The sequence below is a fragment of the Sanguibacter hominis ATCC BAA-789 genome (assembly GCF_012396185.1).
GTDB classification, from domain to species: Bacteria; Actinomycetota; Actinomycetes; order Actinomycetales; family Cellulomonadaceae; genus Flavimobilis; species Flavimobilis hominis.
Window position 1 is genome coordinate 684,508 of the sequence record NZ_JAAXOW010000002.1, and the last position, 16,753, is coordinate 701,260.

The window sequence follows — 16,753 nt, forward strand, 5'->3', positions numbered from 1 at the left end:
ACGAGCATCACGGTGCCAGATTCGTCCGGCCCAGCGCGTGAGGAATAGCGTAGGGACCGTGACGACCCCGGACGCCGCCCCTGCCCAGACGACCACGACCCCGCCGCGCGGTCCGCTCGAGAGGTTCGTGCGGTGGACCGACACCCGGCGCCGGGCGATCCTCGTCGCGAACCTCGTAGCCCAGATCGGCATCATCGTCACCGGTGGCCTCGTCCGTCTGACCGGCTCCGGTCTCGGCTGCTCGACGTGGCCGCAGTGCGAGCCGGGGAGCTTCACACCGGTCTACCACCCGGAGGCGACGTTCCACTCGGCGATCGAGTTCGGGAACCGGACGCTCACGTTCGTGCTGTGCGTCGTCGCGGGGCTGACGGCCGTCGCGGTGTGGCGCCAGCGTGATCGAGCCCTCTCCTACCGGGTGCTCGGCCTCGTCCCGATCATCGGGGTCGTCGTCCAGGCCGTCGTCGGCGGGATCACCGTGCTCGTGGACCTGCATCCCGCGGTGGTGGGCTCGCACATGTTCATCTCGCTCGGCCTCGTCGCCGCGTCGACGTGGCTGATCGTGCGCCACGGAGAGGGCGACGGGCCCGCGCGCCCCGTTCTCCCGTCGCCGGCGCGCGCGGTGGCCGCTCTCACCGGCGTCCTTGCCGTCCCGATGCTCGTCCTGGGCGTCATCACGACGGGCGCGGGCCCGCACTCGGGCGACGAGGAGGTCGGTTACCGCTTCGCGCTCGACCCCGCTCACGCCGCGAAGCTGCACGGCGTGAGCGTCTGGGTCTACATCGCGTCCGTCGTCGTGCTGGCCGCGCTCGTCGTGCGGGCGTCCCGCAGCACGGCCGACACGGAGCGCCCCCGTCGCGCGCTGATCCTCGTCGGCGCGGTCATCGCGCTGCAGGCGGTCATCGGCTACACGCAGTACTTCACCGACCTGCCGATCACTCTCGTGCTGCTGCACATGCTGGGCGCTGCCCTGTCGACCGCAGCTGCGGCGAACCTCGTCCTGTCGACCCGCACGCGGGTCGACGAGCGTCGCTCGTGACCGGGGCGCCGAGGGCGTCGTCCGGGAGGTAAGCCTCCCGCCAGGTACGACGAGAGGGGCGGACCATCGGTCCGCCCCTCTCGCCTTCCGTCATGCGCGCGTCGTCACGCTCCGTGGCCTCGCCGGCCAGGGGGGACGCCGTCGCGCCGCTCGGGCCACGGCGCGTCGCCCGGCCTGAGCGTCTCGAGACCCTGGTTCATCGCGGCGGCGAGAGCCAGGACGCCGACGACGGTCGACGGGTTGTGCAGGCGACCGGCGAGCACCGACTCGACGGCCTCATCCCACGGCAGCCAGTGCGGCACCATGTCCATCTCCTCGTCCTCGCGGACGTGGCGCTCGGACTCGGGCACGGGGCTCAGGTCCCGGGCGAGGAAGACGCGCAGCGCCTCGTTGTTGCCGCCCGGGGTCGTGAAGTAGTCGGCCAGCACGTGCCAGGTCGTGGCACGCAGGTCCGCCTCCTCCGCAAGCTCACGCTGCGCGGCGACGCACGCGTCCTCTGCGGTGATGTCGAGGAGGCCGGCGGGCGGCTCCCAGAGCTCGCGGCGTACCGGGTGGCGGTACTGGCGCAGCAGCAGGACGCGACCCTCGTCGTCCATCGCGATCGTCGCGACGGCCCCAGGGTGGTCGACCCACTCGCGGGTGACGACCCCGGCCTCGCCGAGGTCGACGTCTTCGCTCACGACGTCCCACACGACCCCGTCGTGGACCGCGCTGCGGTCGACGACGGGGCGTGGGGCGACGCGGTCGAAGATGGGGTCGGTCATGAGTCCTGCTGAGCCACGGCCGCGGCGATCAGGCCGGCGAACAGCGGGTGAGCCTTGGTCGGTCGCGACTTGAACTCGGGGTGGGCCTGCGTCGAGACGTAGTACGGATGCACGTCCGCGGGAAGCTCGACGAACTCGACGAGCGTGCCGTCGGGCGACGTTCCCGAGAAGACCAGGCCTGCCTCCTCGAGCTGAGCCCGGTACGCGTTGTTGACCTCGTAGCGGTGGCGGTGACGCTCCGAGACGTGCGTGCTCCCGTAGACCCCCGCGATGACCGAGCCGGGCGTCAGGATGGCGTCGTACGCGCCGAGGCGCATCGTCCCACCGAGGTCGCCAGCGCCGTCGACGAATGCCTGCTGCTCCTCCATCGTCGCGACGACGGGGTGCGCGGTGTCGTCCGAGAACTCCGAGGACGAGGCGCCCTCGAGGCCGACGACGTTCCGGGCGTACTCCATGACCATCGACTGCAGGCCGAGGCAGATTCCGAGCGTCGGCACCCCGTTCTCGCGCGCCCAGCGCAGCGCACCGAGCTTGCCCTCGATGCCGCGGACGCCGAAGCCACCGGGCACGAGGATCGCGTCCGCACCGCCGAGCGCCTGGTCGGCACCCTCGGGCGTCTGGCACTCGTCGGACGCGACCCAGCGGATCGCGACCTTCGCGTTGTTGGCGAAGCCGCCAGCACGCAGCGCCTCGGTCACGGAGAGGTATGCGTCCGGCAGGTCGATGTACTTGCCGACGAGCGCAACCTCGACGTGACGCTCAGGGTTGTGCACGCGCTCGAGGAGCTGGCTCCAGCCGTCCCAGTCGACGTCGTGGAACGGCAGGCCGAGGCGACGCACGACGTATGCGTCGAGGCCTTCTGCGTGCAGCACCTTGGGGATGTCGTAGATGCTCGGCGCGTCCTTGCACGTGACGACAGCCTCGTTGTCGACGTCGCACATGAGGGCGATCTTGCGCTTGATCGACTCGGGCATGTCGCGGTCGGCGCGCAGGACGATCGCGTCCGGCTGGATGCCGATGCTGCGCAGCGCGGCGACAGAGTGCTGCGTCGGCTTCGTCTTGAGCTCACCCGACGGGCCGATGTAGGGGACGAGGGAGACGTGCAGGAAGAAGCAGTCGTCGCGGCCGAGCTCGTGGCGGACCTGGCGGGCCGCCTCGAGGAAGGGCTGGGACTCGATGTCGCCGACGGTGCCACCGATCTCGGTGATGATCACGTCGACGTCGGGGCTCGCCTGGGCGCGCATCCGCGTCTTGATCTCGTCGGTGATGTGCGGGATGACCTGGACGGTGTCGCCGAGGTACTCGCCGCGGCGCTCCTTGGCGATGACGTGCGAGTAGACCTGGCCGGTCGTCACGTTCGCGCTCGCCGAGAGCGGCACGTCGAGGAAGCGCTCGTAGTGGCCGATGTCGAGGTCCGTCTCGGCACCGTCCTCGGTGACGAAGACCTCGCCGTGCTGGAACGGGTTCATCGTTCCCGGGTCGACGTTCAGATAGGGGTCGAGCTTCTGCATCGTCACGCGGAGGCCGCGAGAACGGAGAAGGCGACCGAGGCTCGAGGCCGTCAGTCCCTTGCCGAGTGAGGAGGCGACGCCTCCGGTCACGAAGATGTGCCGGGTCGTGGATTCCGACCGCCCGGAGAGTCGATTCGCATGCTCTACCACGGGATTCCACTCTATCAGTGAGTTGGCCGCCCGCCCCCGGACCCGCCGCGTCGGCAGCATCACAGTTGCCGGACTCTCCGCCGTGCGGAGCTATCGGTAGACCCGCAGGAGCTGTGCGACCACGTCGTCGCTCGTGGGGAGCTCCCGGGACCGTCGGGCCGCGTGGTCGCCCTGACCTGCACGTCTGGTGTCGTCGACGAGCAGCGCGGCCGTCTCGCGCGCGAGCGCGGTCGAGTCGCCGACGGGCACGACGACTGCGCCCCGCTCCCCCGTGACCTCGCGCGTGCCGCCTGCGTCGGTCACGACGAGCGCAGCACCTGCACCGAGCGCCTCCTGGACGGCGATCGGCTGGCCCTCCCACACGGCGGTGCTCACGACGACGTCGGCGGCGCGCAGGAGCGCGGCGACGTCCGAGCGGGCGCCGAGCATGCGCACCGGCAACGACCTGCGTCGGATCTCGTCCTCGGTCTCGCCGAGCAACGGTCCGTCTCCGGCCACGCACCACGTGACGTCGGGGACGTCGCGCGCGAGACGCTCGGCGGCGTCGAGCAGCGTGTCGAGGCCCTTCTGAGGGGCGAGGCGCGCGACGGTGAGCACGAGCCGGCCCGGCACGTCGAGCTCCGCGCGCACCGCAGCGACGTCGTCGTCGCTGACCGCACGCACGGCGGGAGCGGGCACGAGCGCCCGTTCGGCGCCACGCGCGCCCCGCGTCGCGGCACGGGCGACGAGGTCGCCGCTCACACCGAGGACGACGTCGGCGCCGCGCGCGACGACCCGCTCGAGCACCGCAGAGACGGCCCGCACCGCGCGACCGCCGACCGGCAGGTTGTGAAGGGTGACGATGACGCGCGGTCGCGAGCGTCTCGTCCGCGCAGCCATCACGGCGAAGGCACCGGCGCGCAGGCCGTGCGCGTGGACGACGTCTGCTCCCGCCATGGTCTCGCGCAGCGCACGGACCGCAGCGAGGTCGCCCGGCCCGGGCCGTGGGCCGATCTCGACGGCAGCGAGCGGGAGCCCCTCGTGGAGCAGCCCGCGGGAGGACGCGGGGCCTGCGACGCGCACGTCGTGCCCGTGCGCCGCGAGTGCGACCGAGACGGCGGAGACGTGCCGGATCACCCCGCCCGCACTCGTCCCGAGCACCTGCAAGATCCGCATGTCACTCCCCTTCCGTCGCTGCGGCGGCGACCCGCGCGGCGTGTGGACGTCCGAGCATCTCGCGCACGGAGCCGCGGTCGACGCCCCACGCGCCGGCGAGGACGACGACGACGGCGAGCATGCCGCCGACGCCACCTGCCACGACGGTCCCGGTGGTGCCCGGCCACGCCTCCACGACGAGGTCGGCGACGACGCGCCCGGCGACCGCGCCCGCGGCTCCCACGCACGCGACGACGCCGGCTGTCCGCGCGACTCCTCGCGATGCGTCCGCTCCCGCGGTGCGGCGCAGCACGACGATCGCGGCGACCGCGCCGACGAGCATCCCGACCGACCCGCCGATGCCGAGGGCGACGAGGGTCGCCGTGGCGTCTCGCCCGCCCCACGTGGCGGTGACCGCCAGGGCGGCCGAGGTGACGATGCCGACGGCCCAGCCGACCGACGACGCGAGGACCGCGGCGCGTGACCTCTCGAGCGCATAGAGCACGCGGGTCAGGTGCAGCATGACGCCGAGCCCGACGAGTCCTGGGGCCATCCAGCTCAGGGCGGGCGCCATGGCGGCGATCACCTGGTCGTCGCCGTGCCCTACGGTCGAGAACACCGTGGCGACCTGCGGGGCTGCGGCGACGAGGGCGCTCGCGCCGACCGCGCCGAGCACGAGGACCGCGCGAGTGGTCAGTGACACGAGGCGGCCGAGACGCTCAGGCTGGTGGACGACGTCGGCGATGCGCGGGAAGGCGCTCGTGACGAGCGGGACGACGAGCACGGCGTGGGGCAGGACGTACACGGCCTGCGTGTACTGGTAGACGGCGAAGGTGCCCTCGCCGCCCCGGTTGTTCGCGAGCCAGATCGTGGCGACGAGCGAGAGCTGCTGCGCGAGGACTGCGACGACCCCGGCGGCGGCGAGCTTCCGCGCGCGCCTCGCGACGCCCTCGGGGAAGCGCCAGGTGGGGCGAAGCCTGACACCGCCGCGCGCGGTGGGCAGGAGCAGCGGGACGGAGAGGGCGACGACGCCAGCGGTCGTGCCCCATGCGAGCCAGGCGACGGCTCGGGCCGGGAGCGCGGCGAGGTCGTCCTGGGCACCGTCGGCGGTGGCGCCGAACACGATGTAGGCGCCGATGACGACGAGCGTCGACAGGACCGGGACGAACGCGGGCCAGAAGAACCTCTTCTGCGCCTGGAGCACCCCGGTCAGCACGACGCCGAGGCCGTAGAGCGGGACCTGCCAGGCGAACACCCGCAGGAAGTGCGCGGTGAGCTCGAGCTGCGCGCTCGGTGCTCCAGCGCCGAGGAAGACGGTGACGAGAGGCTCGGCGAGGACCGCGACGAGGACCGCGAGCGGGACGAGGATCGTCGCAGTCCACGTGAGCGCCGCGGACGCGATGCGGTCGACCTCGGCGCGTGCGCCTCGCGCGAGAGGCGCGGCGAGCAGCGGCACGACGGCGCCCGCGAGGGCGCCGCCGGCGGCGACCTCGAACAGGACGTTGGGCAGCGCGTTCGCGGACGCGTATGCAGTCCCCGTGGCGCCGTAGCCGACTGTGCCGGCCTGCACCATCCAGCGGGTGAAGCCGAGGATCCGCGAGAGGAGCGTGATCGCCGTGATCATCGCGGCCGCGCCGACCAGGCCCGTGGCGATCCGGCCCGAGCGCGACCTCAGGTTCACGGCCGTCTGCCCCACGAGTCGAGTGCGGAGAGCACGGGGGTGCGCTCGATGACACGGGAGAAGCTGACCTTCTCGGACGCGAGGGTGAGACCCACGACTGTCGCGGCAGCGACCAGCCGCGCGGGCCGCGACGCTTGTGTCAACCCGACACCGACGACGCCTCCGAGCGCGTTCGCACCGCTGTCACCGAGCATGTCGAGCTCGGCGAGGTCGGCCGGGAGAGATGCCGCGACGGGCCCGACGACGGCTGCCGCCTGTGCCGGGGCGCCAGCCAGGGCCACCGTCGCCGTGCCGATCAGCCCCACCTTGAGCGCGCGCCCGGGCCGGAGGTCGAAGAGGTTGACGAGGTTCGCTGAACCTGCCACGAGGATCGAGTCGAGGACGAGGTCTCCGAGCGCGGTGACGGACGACGACGCCTGCGCTCGGCGGCGGTCCCGGCCGACGAGCGCGGCGGCGGCGAGCGCGCCTGCGCCGATCGCGCCGATCTTCATCGCTCCTGTCGTGACGCGGCCCTCGCGCAGCGCACCGAGGTGACCGCGCAGGCCCTTGTCCCGCTGCTCGGTGTCCTCGTGCAGGTCGTCGTTGAGCCCAGCGGCTCCCCCGGCGAGCGCAGCGATAGCGCCTGCCGTTCCCACCCGGGCGCGTCGCGAGACCACACCGGTCGTCAGTGCACCTGCCGCGAGGCCGGACGCGAGGGCAGGGCCGCCCATGAGGCTGACGCGCGTGCCGCGGAAGTTGGTGCGCAGCCACGTCGCGGTCCCGCCGGGCATCTGCTCGTCGAGTGCCGCGCGGACGAGGTTGCGTGCCGTGACACCGGTGAGCGCGCCCGCGACAGAGCCGCGCAGCCGCGTCATGCGCCGTCGCCCGTGTCCGCGTCGCCGTCCTGGGTCTCGGCTCCGCCGTCGGCCTCCTGCGCGACGGCGGTGCGTGCGGTGCGGTCGACCTCGGCGAGCCGCACGACCGGGGGCGCGACCGCGGTCGCGCCGGACTGCGGACCGTAGTGCCCGACCGTCCCGGAGGCCTGGGCTGCGAGCGTGAGGACGGTCGTGATCTGGCCCGTCGTGGTGCCGGCGTCGGCGACCGTGCTGATCGGCGTCTCGCCCTCGGCGATCGCGTCGAGGAGCGCCGTGCTAGTGCCGGTCGCGACGACGACAGCGGCCTCGGACCCGGAGACCGCTGCGGCCGCGAGCTCCTGGTGGATGAGGCGCGTGGTCTCGGCCTGGGTGCCGCTGCTCGGCGTCTCGTCGCTCTTCGGCTCGTCCGCGCTCGTGAGCAGGACGATCATGTCCGCGGGGGCCGCGTCCGGCTGCGCGTAGGTGACCAGGTCGCCAGCGGCGAGGAGTCCCTGGAGCACGCTCGCGTCCGGGGAGTACGCGTCGGGCTTGCTCGAGTCGATCTGGACGAGCGAGAGCACGAGCGCGGTCGCGAGGTCCGCGTCGACCGAGCCGTCTGGGGACTCAGGGAGGTACTGGGCGAGGTTGGCGGCGAGCGACTGGCGGAACTTGGCCTGGCCCTCGCTCGTCCACGTGTCCGCGAGCTGCACCCGCGCGGTCACCTTCCCGCCGCCGGCGGCGACACGCTCGGAGAGCGCGGCGACGGTCTCGTCCCTCGCGGAGTCGAGCTCGACGATCGCGACGCGGCGGCCGGCGATCGACCCGGCGACGAGGCTCGGTGCGGTCGCGTCGAGGAACGCGTCGCGCTGCGAGAGGTCGGCGGCTGCCTCGTCGAGGTCAGCGCGCAGCTTCTCCTTGTCGGCACGCAGGGACTCGACCTGGCCGGTGAGCTGGTCGCCGATCGCCTCCTTGAGCGGGCCTGCGCCCAGCACGATGCCCACGGCGAGCGCCAGGAACACCGAGATGAGGGAGACGAGGTGGTAGCGGAAGTCGATCACGGCGGGGGTTCATCCTCGGTCGGTAGCGGAGTTGCGGGTGGGGCCGGGCTGGTCAGGGTGAGGCGAACAGCCCCAGGATCCAGCTCCAGACGTCGTCCATCCAGGCTCCCGTGAGCCCGAAGAGAGTCTGCCCGGCGGCGGTCGACATGAGCGCGACGACGAGAGCGACGAGGCCGGAGACGACGAGCATCGCCAGCTGCGCGTTCGAGATCCGCTGGCGGTAGAGGCGGGAGACGCCCTTGGCGTCGACGAGCTTGCCACCGACGCGCAGTCGGGTGAGGAAGGTCGACGCCATGCCGGAACGGCCCTTGTCGAGGAACTCGACGAGGGTGACGTGCGTACCGACGGCCACGATCACGTCGGCGCCCTTGTCGTCGGCGAGGAGCATCGCGATGTCCTCGCTCGTGCCGGTCGCAGGAAACACGACGTGCTTCGCCCCGAGGCGCTCGACGCGCTCGAGTCCGGGCGCCTTGCCGTCCCGGTACGCGTGCACGACGATCTCCGCGCCGCTCGTGAGGGCCTTGTCCGAGACGGAGTCCATGTCGCCGACGATGATGTCCGGGCGCCAGCCCTCGTCGAGGATCGCGTCGGCACCGCCGTCGACACCGATGAGGACCGGGCGATACTCGCGGATGTACGGACGGAGCGTCGCGAGGTCCTCGCGGTAGTGGTAGCCGCGGACGACGATGAGCGCCTGCCGCCCTTCGAGCTTGGTGGAGATCTCCGGGACCCCGACGCCGTCGAGGAGGAGCTCTCGCTCGCGGCGCAGGTAGTCCATCGTGTTCGCAGCGAACGCCTCGAGCTGGGCGGACAGCCCCTCGCGCGCCTCGGCGAGGCTCACGTCGATGGTCTCGGCCGTCTGCAGCTCACCCTCGGCGACGAGGTGACCACCGTGGAGGACCTGGGCACCGTCGACCTGGACGCGCTGCCCCTCGGTGAGCGCCATGATGTCGGGTCCGAGGTCGTCGATCAGCGTGATGCCTGCCTCGACGATGATCTCGGGTCCGAGGTTCGGGTAGCGGCCCGAGATGGACTTCGAGGCGTTGAGGATCGCGGCGGGCTGCGCGGCGACGAGCGCCTCGGCAGCGACGCGGTCGATGTCGAGGTGGTCGATGACCGCGATCTCGCCTGCGCGGAGTCGCTTCGTCAGGCTCTTGGTGCGGGGGTCGACGCGGACGGGCGCGAGGAGCCCAGGGGTCGCGACGTCGGTCCGTCGTCTGCGGGAGGTGAGTTTCATCGTGAAGATCATCCCATGTCGGCGGCGGCGAGAAGCTCCGCGGCGTGCGTGCGCGCGGCGTCGGACTCTTCCTGCCCTGAGAGCATGCGGGCCAGCTCCGTCACACGGTCGTCGGACGTGACGACGGTGACGTCGGACTGCGTGACGACGTCCCCGCCCGAGCCGGTGGACTTGGTGACGACGAGGTGCTGGTCGGCGTACGCGGCGACCTGGGCGAGGTGCGTGACGACGACGACCTGGGCGGAGCGGGCGAGCGCGGCGAGCCTGCGGCCCACCTCGAGGGCGGCGCGGCCGCCGATCCCTGCGTCCACCTCGTCGAACACGAAGGTCGGGACGCCCCCGCCGCGTTCCTCGCGCGCGGCCTGGGCGAGCACGACCTCGATCGCGAGCATGACGCGGGACAGCTCGCCGCCGGAGGCGCCCTTGCCGAGCGGGCTCGCGGGTGCTCCGGGGTGCGGGCGCAGGCTCATGACGACGGCGTCCGCGCCCCACGGTCCGGGCTCGTCGGGGCGGACCTCGACCTCGAGCCGGGCACCCGCCATGGCGAGTCCGTCGAGCTCGGCAGAGACGAGATCGGCGAGCCGCGCCCCGACCTCGCGTCGGGTCGCACTGATCGTCGCGGCCCGTTCGGTGAGCGCCGCGTCGATCTCGTCCCGGCGGGCAGCGAGGTCGGCGAGCCGCTCGTCGCCACCCTCGAGGTCGAGCAGGCGCAGGCCTGCAGCGGACGCCCACTCGAGGACGGCGTCGACGTCGCTGCCGTAGCTGCGGGTGAGCTGGCCGAGCTGGGCGCGGCGGGTGTTGGCCTCTTCGAGCCGGCCAGGGTCGACAGCGAGGTCCTGCAGGTATCCGGACAGGTCCGCGGCGAGCTCGGCGAGCTGAAAGCCGATCTCGGCGGCGCGTTCGGCGAGGCGTGCGAGCGACGGGTCGTGGGCGGCGGCGGCCTCGAGCTCTCGGCGTGCACGCTCGACGAGCGCGACGGCGGAGGGCGCGTCGCCGGACGCGAACTCGTCGCCCGTGACGGCGTCGTGCGCGACCGCAGTCCGTGCCCGGAGGTCCTCGACGTTGCTCATCCGGGCGATCTCGGCATCGAGCTCGGTGTCCTCGTGCGGCTGCGGGTCGACCCGCTCGACCTCGGCGAGGCCCAGGCGGAGCAGCTCGGCCTCGCGTGCACGGTCGTCGCGCTGGGAGGTGAGCCGGTCGATCTCCTCGGCGACGGCGCCCCGCTCGGTCCACAGCGCGTGGTAGTCGTCGAGCGCGCGGGCGTGAGCCGCCCCGGCGAAGGTGTCGAGCGCGTCGCGCTGACGTCGCGGGGACCGCAGGCGCAGCTGGTCGCTCTGGCCGTGCACCGTGACCAGCTCTTCTGCGAGGTCGGCGAGGACGCTCTGCGGCACGCTGCGGCCTCCGAGGTGCGCGCGCGACCGCCCCGAGGTGATGGTGCGCAGGACGACGAGGGAGCCGTCGTCGTCGAGCGCGCCGCCAGCGTCCTCGACGCGTTCAGCGACGGCGGAGCCGGGGGCGAGGACGAAGCGCCCCTCGGCGAGAGCCCGGTCGGCACCGGTGCGCACACGCTCGGAGTCGGCCTTGCCACCGAGCAGGAGGTCGAGCCCGGTCAGGAGCATGGTCTTGCCGGCGCCCGTCTCGCCGGTGATCGCCGTGAGCCCCGGGGCGAGCGGGATGTGGGCCCGGCTGATCACTCCGAGGTTCTCGATCACGATCTCTTCGAGCACTGTCAGTCCTTCGGGTGGTGCGGGATGACGGGCTGGGACCCGGTGCGCGGCGCGCCGCCCCGCCAGCCGACGACAGGCAGGGAGAACTTGCGCACGAGCCTGTCGGTGAACGGCGCGTGGCTCAGCCGTGCGAGACGCACGGGGTCGGAGCCGCGCCGCACCTCGATGCGTGCACCGGGCGCGACGTCGATCCGGCGTCGCCCGTCGAGGGTGAGCACGCCGCCTGACTGGGAGCGGGTCACGATCTCGACTGCGAAGGTCGATCGCGGACCGACCACGAGCGGGCGGGCGAACAGGGCGTGCGCGGCGAGCGGCACGAGGAGCATCGCGTCGACGTCGGGCCACACGACGGGCCCTCCGGCGGAGAACGCGTGCGCAGTCGATCCGGTGGCGGTCGAGATGACGACACCGTCACAACCGAACGAGGACAACGGCCTCCCGTCGACCTCGATCGCGACCTCGAGCATGCGCTGCCGGTCGGCCTTCTCGACGGTCGCCTCGTTGAGGGCCCAGCCGACGACGGGACGTTCGTGGCCGGGTGCGCGAACCTCGACCTCGACGACCCCGCGTTCCTCGACCTCGTAGTCGCGGGCGGCGACGCGCTGGACGGCGTCCCGCAGGTCGTCTCGCTCGCTCTCGGCGAGGAAGCCCACGTGACCGAGGTTGACGCCGAGGATGGGCGCCGACGTCCCGCGCGTGAGCTCGGCGGCACGCAGGATCGTCCCGTCTCCCCCGAGCACGACGACGATCTCGGCGTCGGCCGTCTCGGGGCGTCGAGCGCCGACGAGGTCGCCGTGCGGGGTCGGCAGGTCCTGGTCGTGCAGGACGACCGTGAAGCCTGCCGCCGTGAGCTCGTGCATCGCCTCCCGGAGGGCGACGAGCGCCTCGGGCCGGCCCCCGTGGGTCACCACGATCGCGGTCCTGGTCACTGGTCACCTCCGTCGGTCGTCGCGCCGACCACGAAGGCCTGGCGCCCCTCAGAGTCTGCCACCGCGGCGCGCACGGCGGCGGCGGTCCACGCCGGGTCGACCCCGCGGCGGTGCGGGCTGAACCAGCAGAAGAACTCACGGTTGCCGCTCGGGCCGGGCAGCGAGCTCGCTGCGACGGCGACGGGTGGCGCGCCCAGCCCGGTCGCGCACCGCACGACGTCGAGCACAGCGGTGACGTGCAGCTCGGGATCGCGGACGACGCCGCCGCGACCGAGCCTCTCGCGACCCACCTCGAACTGCGGCTTGACCATGAGCAGCAGGTCGGCTGCGGGCGCGGAGGCACGCAGTGCCGGGAGGATGAGCGTCAGCGAGATGAAGGACAGGTCGCCGACGACGACCTGCACGTCGTCGGGAAGGTCGTCCGGCGTGAGCTCACGTGCGTTCGCGCCCTCGCGCACGACGACGCGCGGGTCTGCCCGCAGGGTCGGGTCGAGCTGGTCGTGGCCGACGTCGAGTGCGACCACCTGGCGCGCACCGCGCTCGAGCAGCACCTGGGTGAACCCGCCGGTCGACGCGCCGAGGTCGAGGCAGACCGCTCCGTCGATCACGGGACGTGCGCACGGGAGGACGTGGTCGGCGAGCGCGTCGATCGCGTCGAGTGCTCCGGCGAGCTTGTGACCGGCGCGCGACACGTACCGGTCGACGTCGCCGGGGAGCAGGACGAGAGACGTGGTGTCGTCGACGGGGTGCGAAGCCCGGGTGACGGCAACGCCGTCAGCGAGGACGCGGCCGTCGCGCACCGCGTGCGCGGCGAGCGTGCGTGATCGGACGAGCCCGCGCGCGACGAGGGCGACGTCGACGCGGTGGGCGCCTGAGGTCATCTCAGCCCTCGTCCTGCCCGGTGAGGTGGGCCTCGAGTTCGCGGTGCACCTGCTCGACGACCTGGACGTGCTCGACGACGGGTCGCGCGGTCAGACCGTCGAGGCGCTCGAGCATGCGGTCGACCTCGGCGTCACCGGTGCGGCTGTCCTGCATGGTCCTCCTGTCGGGTCGTCGCGGTGGCCCACGAGAAGGCCTCACCCAGGTTAGCCCGGCTGCCTGGCACGGCGACGCCGCAGCCTCAGACGTGTGGGTCCGGGGCTGCGGCGTCGATGGTTGGGGACGGGCGGCTCAGTGGTCCCCGACCGCGAACTCCGGGACGGAGCGGGGGTCGACGGGGCCGGCTCCCGAGTCCACGCTGTCCCACGCCGCGGCGCACGCGGCGCGCACGATGTCGACGGCGTCTGCGTCGGTCGAGAGCTGCGTCTCGTCGAGCTCGAGGCGTCCGTCGGTGACGCGGGCTGCCGCGCCGCGGCTGACCCACCAGCCAGACTCGAGGCGGGGTTCGGGGTGCGCCACGAGCAGCGCACGAAGGTCCTCACCGATGAGGTGGGGGCGCAGGTGCGGCTCGGCGAGCACGTCGTCGCGAGCGGTGTTGACGCCTGTCAGGACGTGCAGGCCGGGATATCCCCCGGCCCGCGCGCCGGCGAGGTCCGTGTCGAGACGGTCCCCGACGACGAGCACGCGCTCGGCGCCCGCCCGCTCGACCGCGAGCTCGTACATCCGCGGGGACGGCTTGCCAGCGCTGTCGGGCGTCACGCCCGTCGCGTTGACGACGGCCCCCACGAGCGAGCCGTTGCCCGGGGCGTAGCCACGGGCGGTCGGCAGGGAGAGGTCGAGGTTGCTCGCGACATACCAGGCCCCGCGGCCGACGGCGTAGGCCGCCTCGGCGAGGTCGGCCCAGCCGAGCTCGGGCGCGAAGCCCTGGACGACCGCGTCAGGCTCGTCGTCGGCAGAGCCGACGATCGCGAAGCCCGAGGTGGTCACGGCTGTGCGCAGGCCGGCGCCACCGATGACGAGCACCTTCGCCCCGGGGGCGAGACGCGTCTCGAGCACCTTGGCCGCGGCCTGGGCCGCAGTCATGACCTCGTCGGGCTGGGTCGGGATCCCGAGCGTGGTGAGCTGGTCAGCGACCGACCCGGGCTCGCGCGACGCGTTGTTCGTCACATAGACGAGCCGGAGCCCGCGTTCCCGCGCCGACGTGAGGCCGTCCGCGGCATGGTCGATCGGCAGCGGGCCACGGTAGGCGACGCCGTCGAGGTCGACGAGCGCGAGGTCGTAGGCCTCGGCGAGCGGCAGGTCGGTCCCGATGAGGCCGGCTGCGGTCACTTCTCACCCTCCGCGCGGTCGGCAGCAGCGTCAGTCGCGGACGCATCGTCCGGCTCTTCGGCCGTCGCGACGTCAGCCGACCCGGCGGTCGCGGCGTCGTCCGACGCCGTGCCCTCGGGCCCGTCTGACGTGTCGGCGGCGGCGACCGTCTCGGTCGCGACATCTGCTTCCACGACCGTGTGCTCAACGGCTTGAGGCTCGGGGATGAGCTCCTCGCTGAGGTCGTAGACGACGACGTCGTCCTCCTCGTCGACCTCGCCGCTCGCGGCGCGGATCTCGTCGTCGGTGAAGCCGACGAGAGCGGCTGCAGCATCGCTCTCGCGGCCTGCAGCCTCGTGCACGAGGGACCGTGCCACGGCGACGCGCGCCTCGAGGAGGCGCTCGCCGCGCGGGATCTCGATCTGGTCGAGCACCGCGAGGGCCGCGTCCAGCTCGCCCAGGTCTCCCCGCGCGCCGCTGACGACGATCGCGAGCTCAACCTTGGCCGACGCGTCGAGCGTCTCGGCCTCGGGCGAGGCCGCGAGGGCGATGGCGCGCTCAGGGCGCTCCAACCCGCGTTCGCAGTCGGCCATGACCGGCAGGTGCTCGGACGAGCCGTTGAGCCGACGCACGGTGCGCAGCTCGCGGAGGGCCTCGGCGTAGCGGCCGGTGCGGTAGGCGGCGAGTCCTGCGGCCTCGCGGACGATGTCGACACGTCCACCACGACGGACGGCCTCCTGGGCGTGCTCGTAGGCAAGCTCCGGGTCCACGTCGATCAGGCGGGCCACCATGACAAGGTGCCGACCGACGTCCTCGGCGTTGTCCTTGCTCAGGGTGCGCAGGCGACCACGGGCGTCCCGGTCGAGCTCGCTGAACGAGACGTCGTCGGGCAGCACGGGGCCGTGACGGGGAGCGTCGCCTGCTGCATCACGCGGTCGGTCATCACGCGGCGGACGGTTCGTGTGATCGTGACGCTCGGGCCGCTGACGCGTGTCCGGGCGGTCCTCACGACGACGCATACCGGCGCCCTCGTGCCCGCGGGACTCTGCGCGATCGGACGTGCGCGGCCGGTAGTCACCGGCTGGCGGGCGCCCTTCGCGGTGGGCAGGGCGACGGTCGTAGCTGGAAGGGCGACGCTCGCCGCTGGCAGGCCGCTCGTCACGCCGTGACGCGTCGATCTCCCCACGGGGACGCTCGTTGCGCCGGGGCCGATCGTTGCCCTGGGGGCGGTCGTCGCGGCGGTCTGCGCCGAAGGAGGGACGCGAACCGTAAGAGCCGCGCTCGTCGCGCTGCGGACGGTCACCGTCGCGCGAGCCGCCGAAGGACTGGCGGGAACCGTAAGAGCCGCGCTCCTGACGCTGCGGACGCTCACCGTCCCGGCGAGGCTGGCCACCGCGGAATCCGCGGTCGTCGCGCGCTGGCCCGCGGTCGTCTCGACGATCGGAGCCGAAAGAAGGACGAGAACCATACGACGGACGCGAATCACGGTCGCCTCTGCGCGGCGCGCCGGACGAGGGACGCGCATCCCGGTCGCCACGGGCTGACCCGTAGGACGGACGCGAATCCCGGTCGCCGCCACGGGAGGGGCGAGAATCTCTCGAACCGTCACGCGAGCCGCCGAAGGACGGGCGGGAACCGTAAGAGCCGCGCTCGTCGCGCTGCGGACGGTCACCGTCGCGCGAGCCACCGAAGGACGGGCGGGAACCGTAGGAACCGCGCTCGTCGCGCTGCGGACGGTCACCGTCGCGCGAGCCGCCGAAGGACTGGCGGGAACCGTAGGAACCGCGCTCCTGACGCTGCGGACGCTCACCGTCCCGGCGAGGCTGGCCACCGCGGAATCCGCGGTCGTCGCGCGCTGGCCCGCGGTCGTCTCGACGATCGGAGCCGAAAGAAGGACGAGAACCATACGACGGACGCGAATCACGGTCGCTGCGGACACCGTCGCTGCGGCGCTCGTCACGACCAGCCCGCGAACCGCTGGACTGGGCGTCGCTACGTCGTGCGTCGCCGTAGCGGGACCCCGAGTCGCGACGTCCGTACTCGCTGCCTCCGCGGGCGCCGCCACGGGCGCGGTCGTCGCGGCCGCCTCGAGGTGCAGACGAGGAGCGCCTGGGCTGCTCGCCGTCGTCGCGGCGATTCCTGTCTGGGTTCTCGTTCACGCTGATGCGGTTCCTTCCACGATTGAGTTGCGCTCCATTGTCGCAGAGAACGCTGAGGAGCGAGGTGTGACGAACGCCGAGCAGGGAGCGCCTGGTGCAGTGGGGCGCGACGCGAAACCAAGACGAGCTGCCTTGGGACCATACCAACGGGCTACGGCGGCTCCGGCGGCGCGTCTGTCACGTCGACGAGCACTGCGGGTACGCCAAAGGCCCACCCCGGTCGGGGGTGGGCCTTTGGTGAATGGTTGTCCGGCGGCGTCCTACTCTCCCACCCCGTCTCCAGGGCAGTACCATCGGCGCTGAGAGGCTTAGCTTCCGGGTTCGGAATGGGACCGGGCGTTTCCCTC

General features: G+C 72.8%; 14 protein-coding genes and 1 rRNA gene. 1 reads left to right on the top strand and 14 read right to left on the bottom strand.

Features of this window, described 5'->3' with window-relative positions; genetic code table 11:
- Positions 1–58 precede the first annotated feature (58 nt).
- Complete coding sequence (locus tag HF995_RS09645; RefSeq protein WP_350308825.1) at positions 59–1,036, top strand: COX15/CtaA family protein; 978 nt, start codon at positions 59–61, stop codon at positions 1,034–1,036.
- Between the two features lie 104 nt (positions 1,037–1,140).
- Here HF995_RS09645 and HF995_RS09650 read toward each other — a convergent pair whose 3' ends face one another.
- The 14 genes from HF995_RS09650 to rrf all read right to left on the bottom strand — a co-directional run.
- The gene (locus HF995_RS09650) at positions 1,141–1,800 is read right to left on the bottom strand and encodes an NUDIX domain-containing protein (RefSeq protein WP_168447544.1); all 660 of its coding nucleotides are present in this window, start codon (positions 1,798–1,800) and stop codon (positions 1,141–1,143) included.
- Positions 1,797–3,461, bottom strand: a complete 1,665-nt coding sequence (pyrG, locus tag HF995_RS09655; RefSeq protein WP_350308826.1) for a CTP synthase — start codon at positions 3,459–3,461, stop codon at positions 1,797–1,799. The genes HF995_RS09650 and pyrG overlap by 4 nt, the downstream gene beginning before the upstream one ends.
- Positions 3,462–3,551: 90 nt before the next feature.
- Positions 3,552–4,616 carry a glycosyltransferase gene (locus HF995_RS09660; protein WP_168447545.1) on the bottom strand — a complete coding sequence of 355 codons (1,065 nt, stop codon included), beginning with the start codon at positions 4,614–4,616 and terminating at the stop codon, positions 3,552–3,554.
- Position 4,617: 1 nt separating this feature from the next.
- Positions 4,618–6,291: a murein biosynthesis integral membrane protein MurJ gene (gene murJ / locus HF995_RS09665; RefSeq protein WP_350308827.1), complete on the bottom strand. Its 1,674-nt coding sequence runs from the start codon at positions 6,289–6,291 to the stop codon at positions 4,618–4,620.
- A complete protein-coding gene (locus tag HF995_RS09670) occupies positions 6,273–7,130 on the bottom strand; it encodes a hypothetical protein (RefSeq protein ID WP_168447546.1) in 858 nt (285 codons plus the stop codon). The genes murJ and HF995_RS09670 overlap by 19 nt, the downstream gene beginning before the upstream one ends.
- Positions 7,127–8,167, bottom strand: coding sequence for a copper transporter (locus HF995_RS09675; protein ID WP_168447547.1), 1,041 nt, complete (start codon positions 8,165–8,167; stop codon positions 7,127–7,129). The genes HF995_RS09670 and HF995_RS09675 overlap by 4 nt, the downstream gene beginning before the upstream one ends.
- Positions 8,168–8,219: 52 nt before the next feature.
- Positions 8,220–9,404, bottom strand: a complete 1,185-nt coding sequence (gene steA / locus HF995_RS09680) for a putative cytokinetic ring protein SteA (protein ID WP_168447548.1) — start codon at positions 9,402–9,404, stop codon at positions 8,220–8,222.
- A gap of 8 nt (positions 9,405–9,412) precedes the next feature.
- Positions 9,413–11,131 (bottom strand): DNA repair protein RecN, encoded by a 1,719-nt coding sequence (gene recN / locus HF995_RS09685; RefSeq protein WP_168447549.1) that lies wholly within the window; start codon positions 11,129–11,131, stop codon positions 9,413–9,415.
- Positions 11,132–11,133: 2 nt separating this feature from the next.
- Positions 11,134–12,060 (bottom strand): NAD kinase, encoded by a 927-nt coding sequence (locus tag HF995_RS09690; RefSeq protein ID WP_168447550.1) that lies wholly within the window; start codon positions 12,058–12,060, stop codon positions 11,134–11,136.
- Positions 12,057–12,941 (bottom strand): TlyA family RNA methyltransferase, encoded by an 885-nt coding sequence (locus tag HF995_RS09695; protein ID WP_168447551.1) that lies wholly within the window; start codon positions 12,939–12,941, stop codon positions 12,057–12,059. Before HF995_RS09695 ends, HF995_RS09690 begins: the two co-directional genes overlap by 4 nt.
- A gap of 1 nt (position 12,942) precedes the next feature.
- Positions 12,943–13,095, bottom strand: a complete 153-nt coding sequence (locus tag HF995_RS09700) for a hypothetical protein (protein ID WP_168447552.1) — start codon at positions 13,093–13,095, stop codon at positions 12,943–12,945.
- Positions 13,096–13,230: 135 nt separating this feature from the next.
- Positions 13,231–14,268, bottom strand: coding sequence for an HAD-IIA family hydrolase (locus HF995_RS09705; protein ID WP_168447553.1), 1,038 nt, complete (start codon positions 14,266–14,268; stop codon positions 13,231–13,233).
- Positions 14,265–15,143 carry a tetratricopeptide repeat protein gene (locus HF995_RS09710; protein ID WP_350308828.1) on the bottom strand — a complete coding sequence of 293 codons (879 nt, stop codon included), beginning with the start codon at positions 15,141–15,143 and terminating at the stop codon, positions 14,265–14,267. Before HF995_RS09710 ends, HF995_RS09705 begins: the two co-directional genes overlap by 4 nt.
- Positions 15,144–16,653: 1,510 nt before the next feature.
- Positions 16,654–16,753 (bottom strand): 5S ribosomal RNA (gene rrf, locus HF995_RS09715); the annotation flags it as partial.

What these genes read in the sequence shown, in the direction of transcription:
- HF995_RS09660 (WP_168447545.1), bottom strand. Translation starts at nt 4,616, where the DNA reads ATGCGGATCTTGCAGGTGCTCGGGACGAGTGCGGGCGGGGTGATCCGG.
- HF995_RS09700 (WP_168447552.1), bottom strand. Translation starts at nt 13,095, where the DNA reads ATGCAGGACAGCCGCACCGGTGACGCCGAGGTCGACCGCATGCTCGAG.
- HF995_RS09670 (WP_168447546.1), bottom strand. Translation starts at nt 7,130, where the DNA reads ATGACGCGGCTGCGCGGCTCTGTCGCGGGCGCGCTCACCGGTGTCACG.
- HF995_RS09650 (WP_168447544.1), bottom strand. Translation starts at nt 1,800, where the DNA reads ATGACCGACCCCATCTTCGACCGCGTCGCCCCACGCCCCGTCGTCGAC.
- HF995_RS09695 (WP_168447551.1), bottom strand. Translation starts at nt 12,941, where the DNA reads ATGACCTCAGGCGCCCACCGCGTCGACGTCGCCCTCGTCGCGCGCGGG.
- steA (WP_168447548.1), bottom strand. Translation starts at nt 9,404, where the DNA reads ATGAAACTCACCTCCCGCAGACGACGGACCGACGTCGCGACCCCTGGG.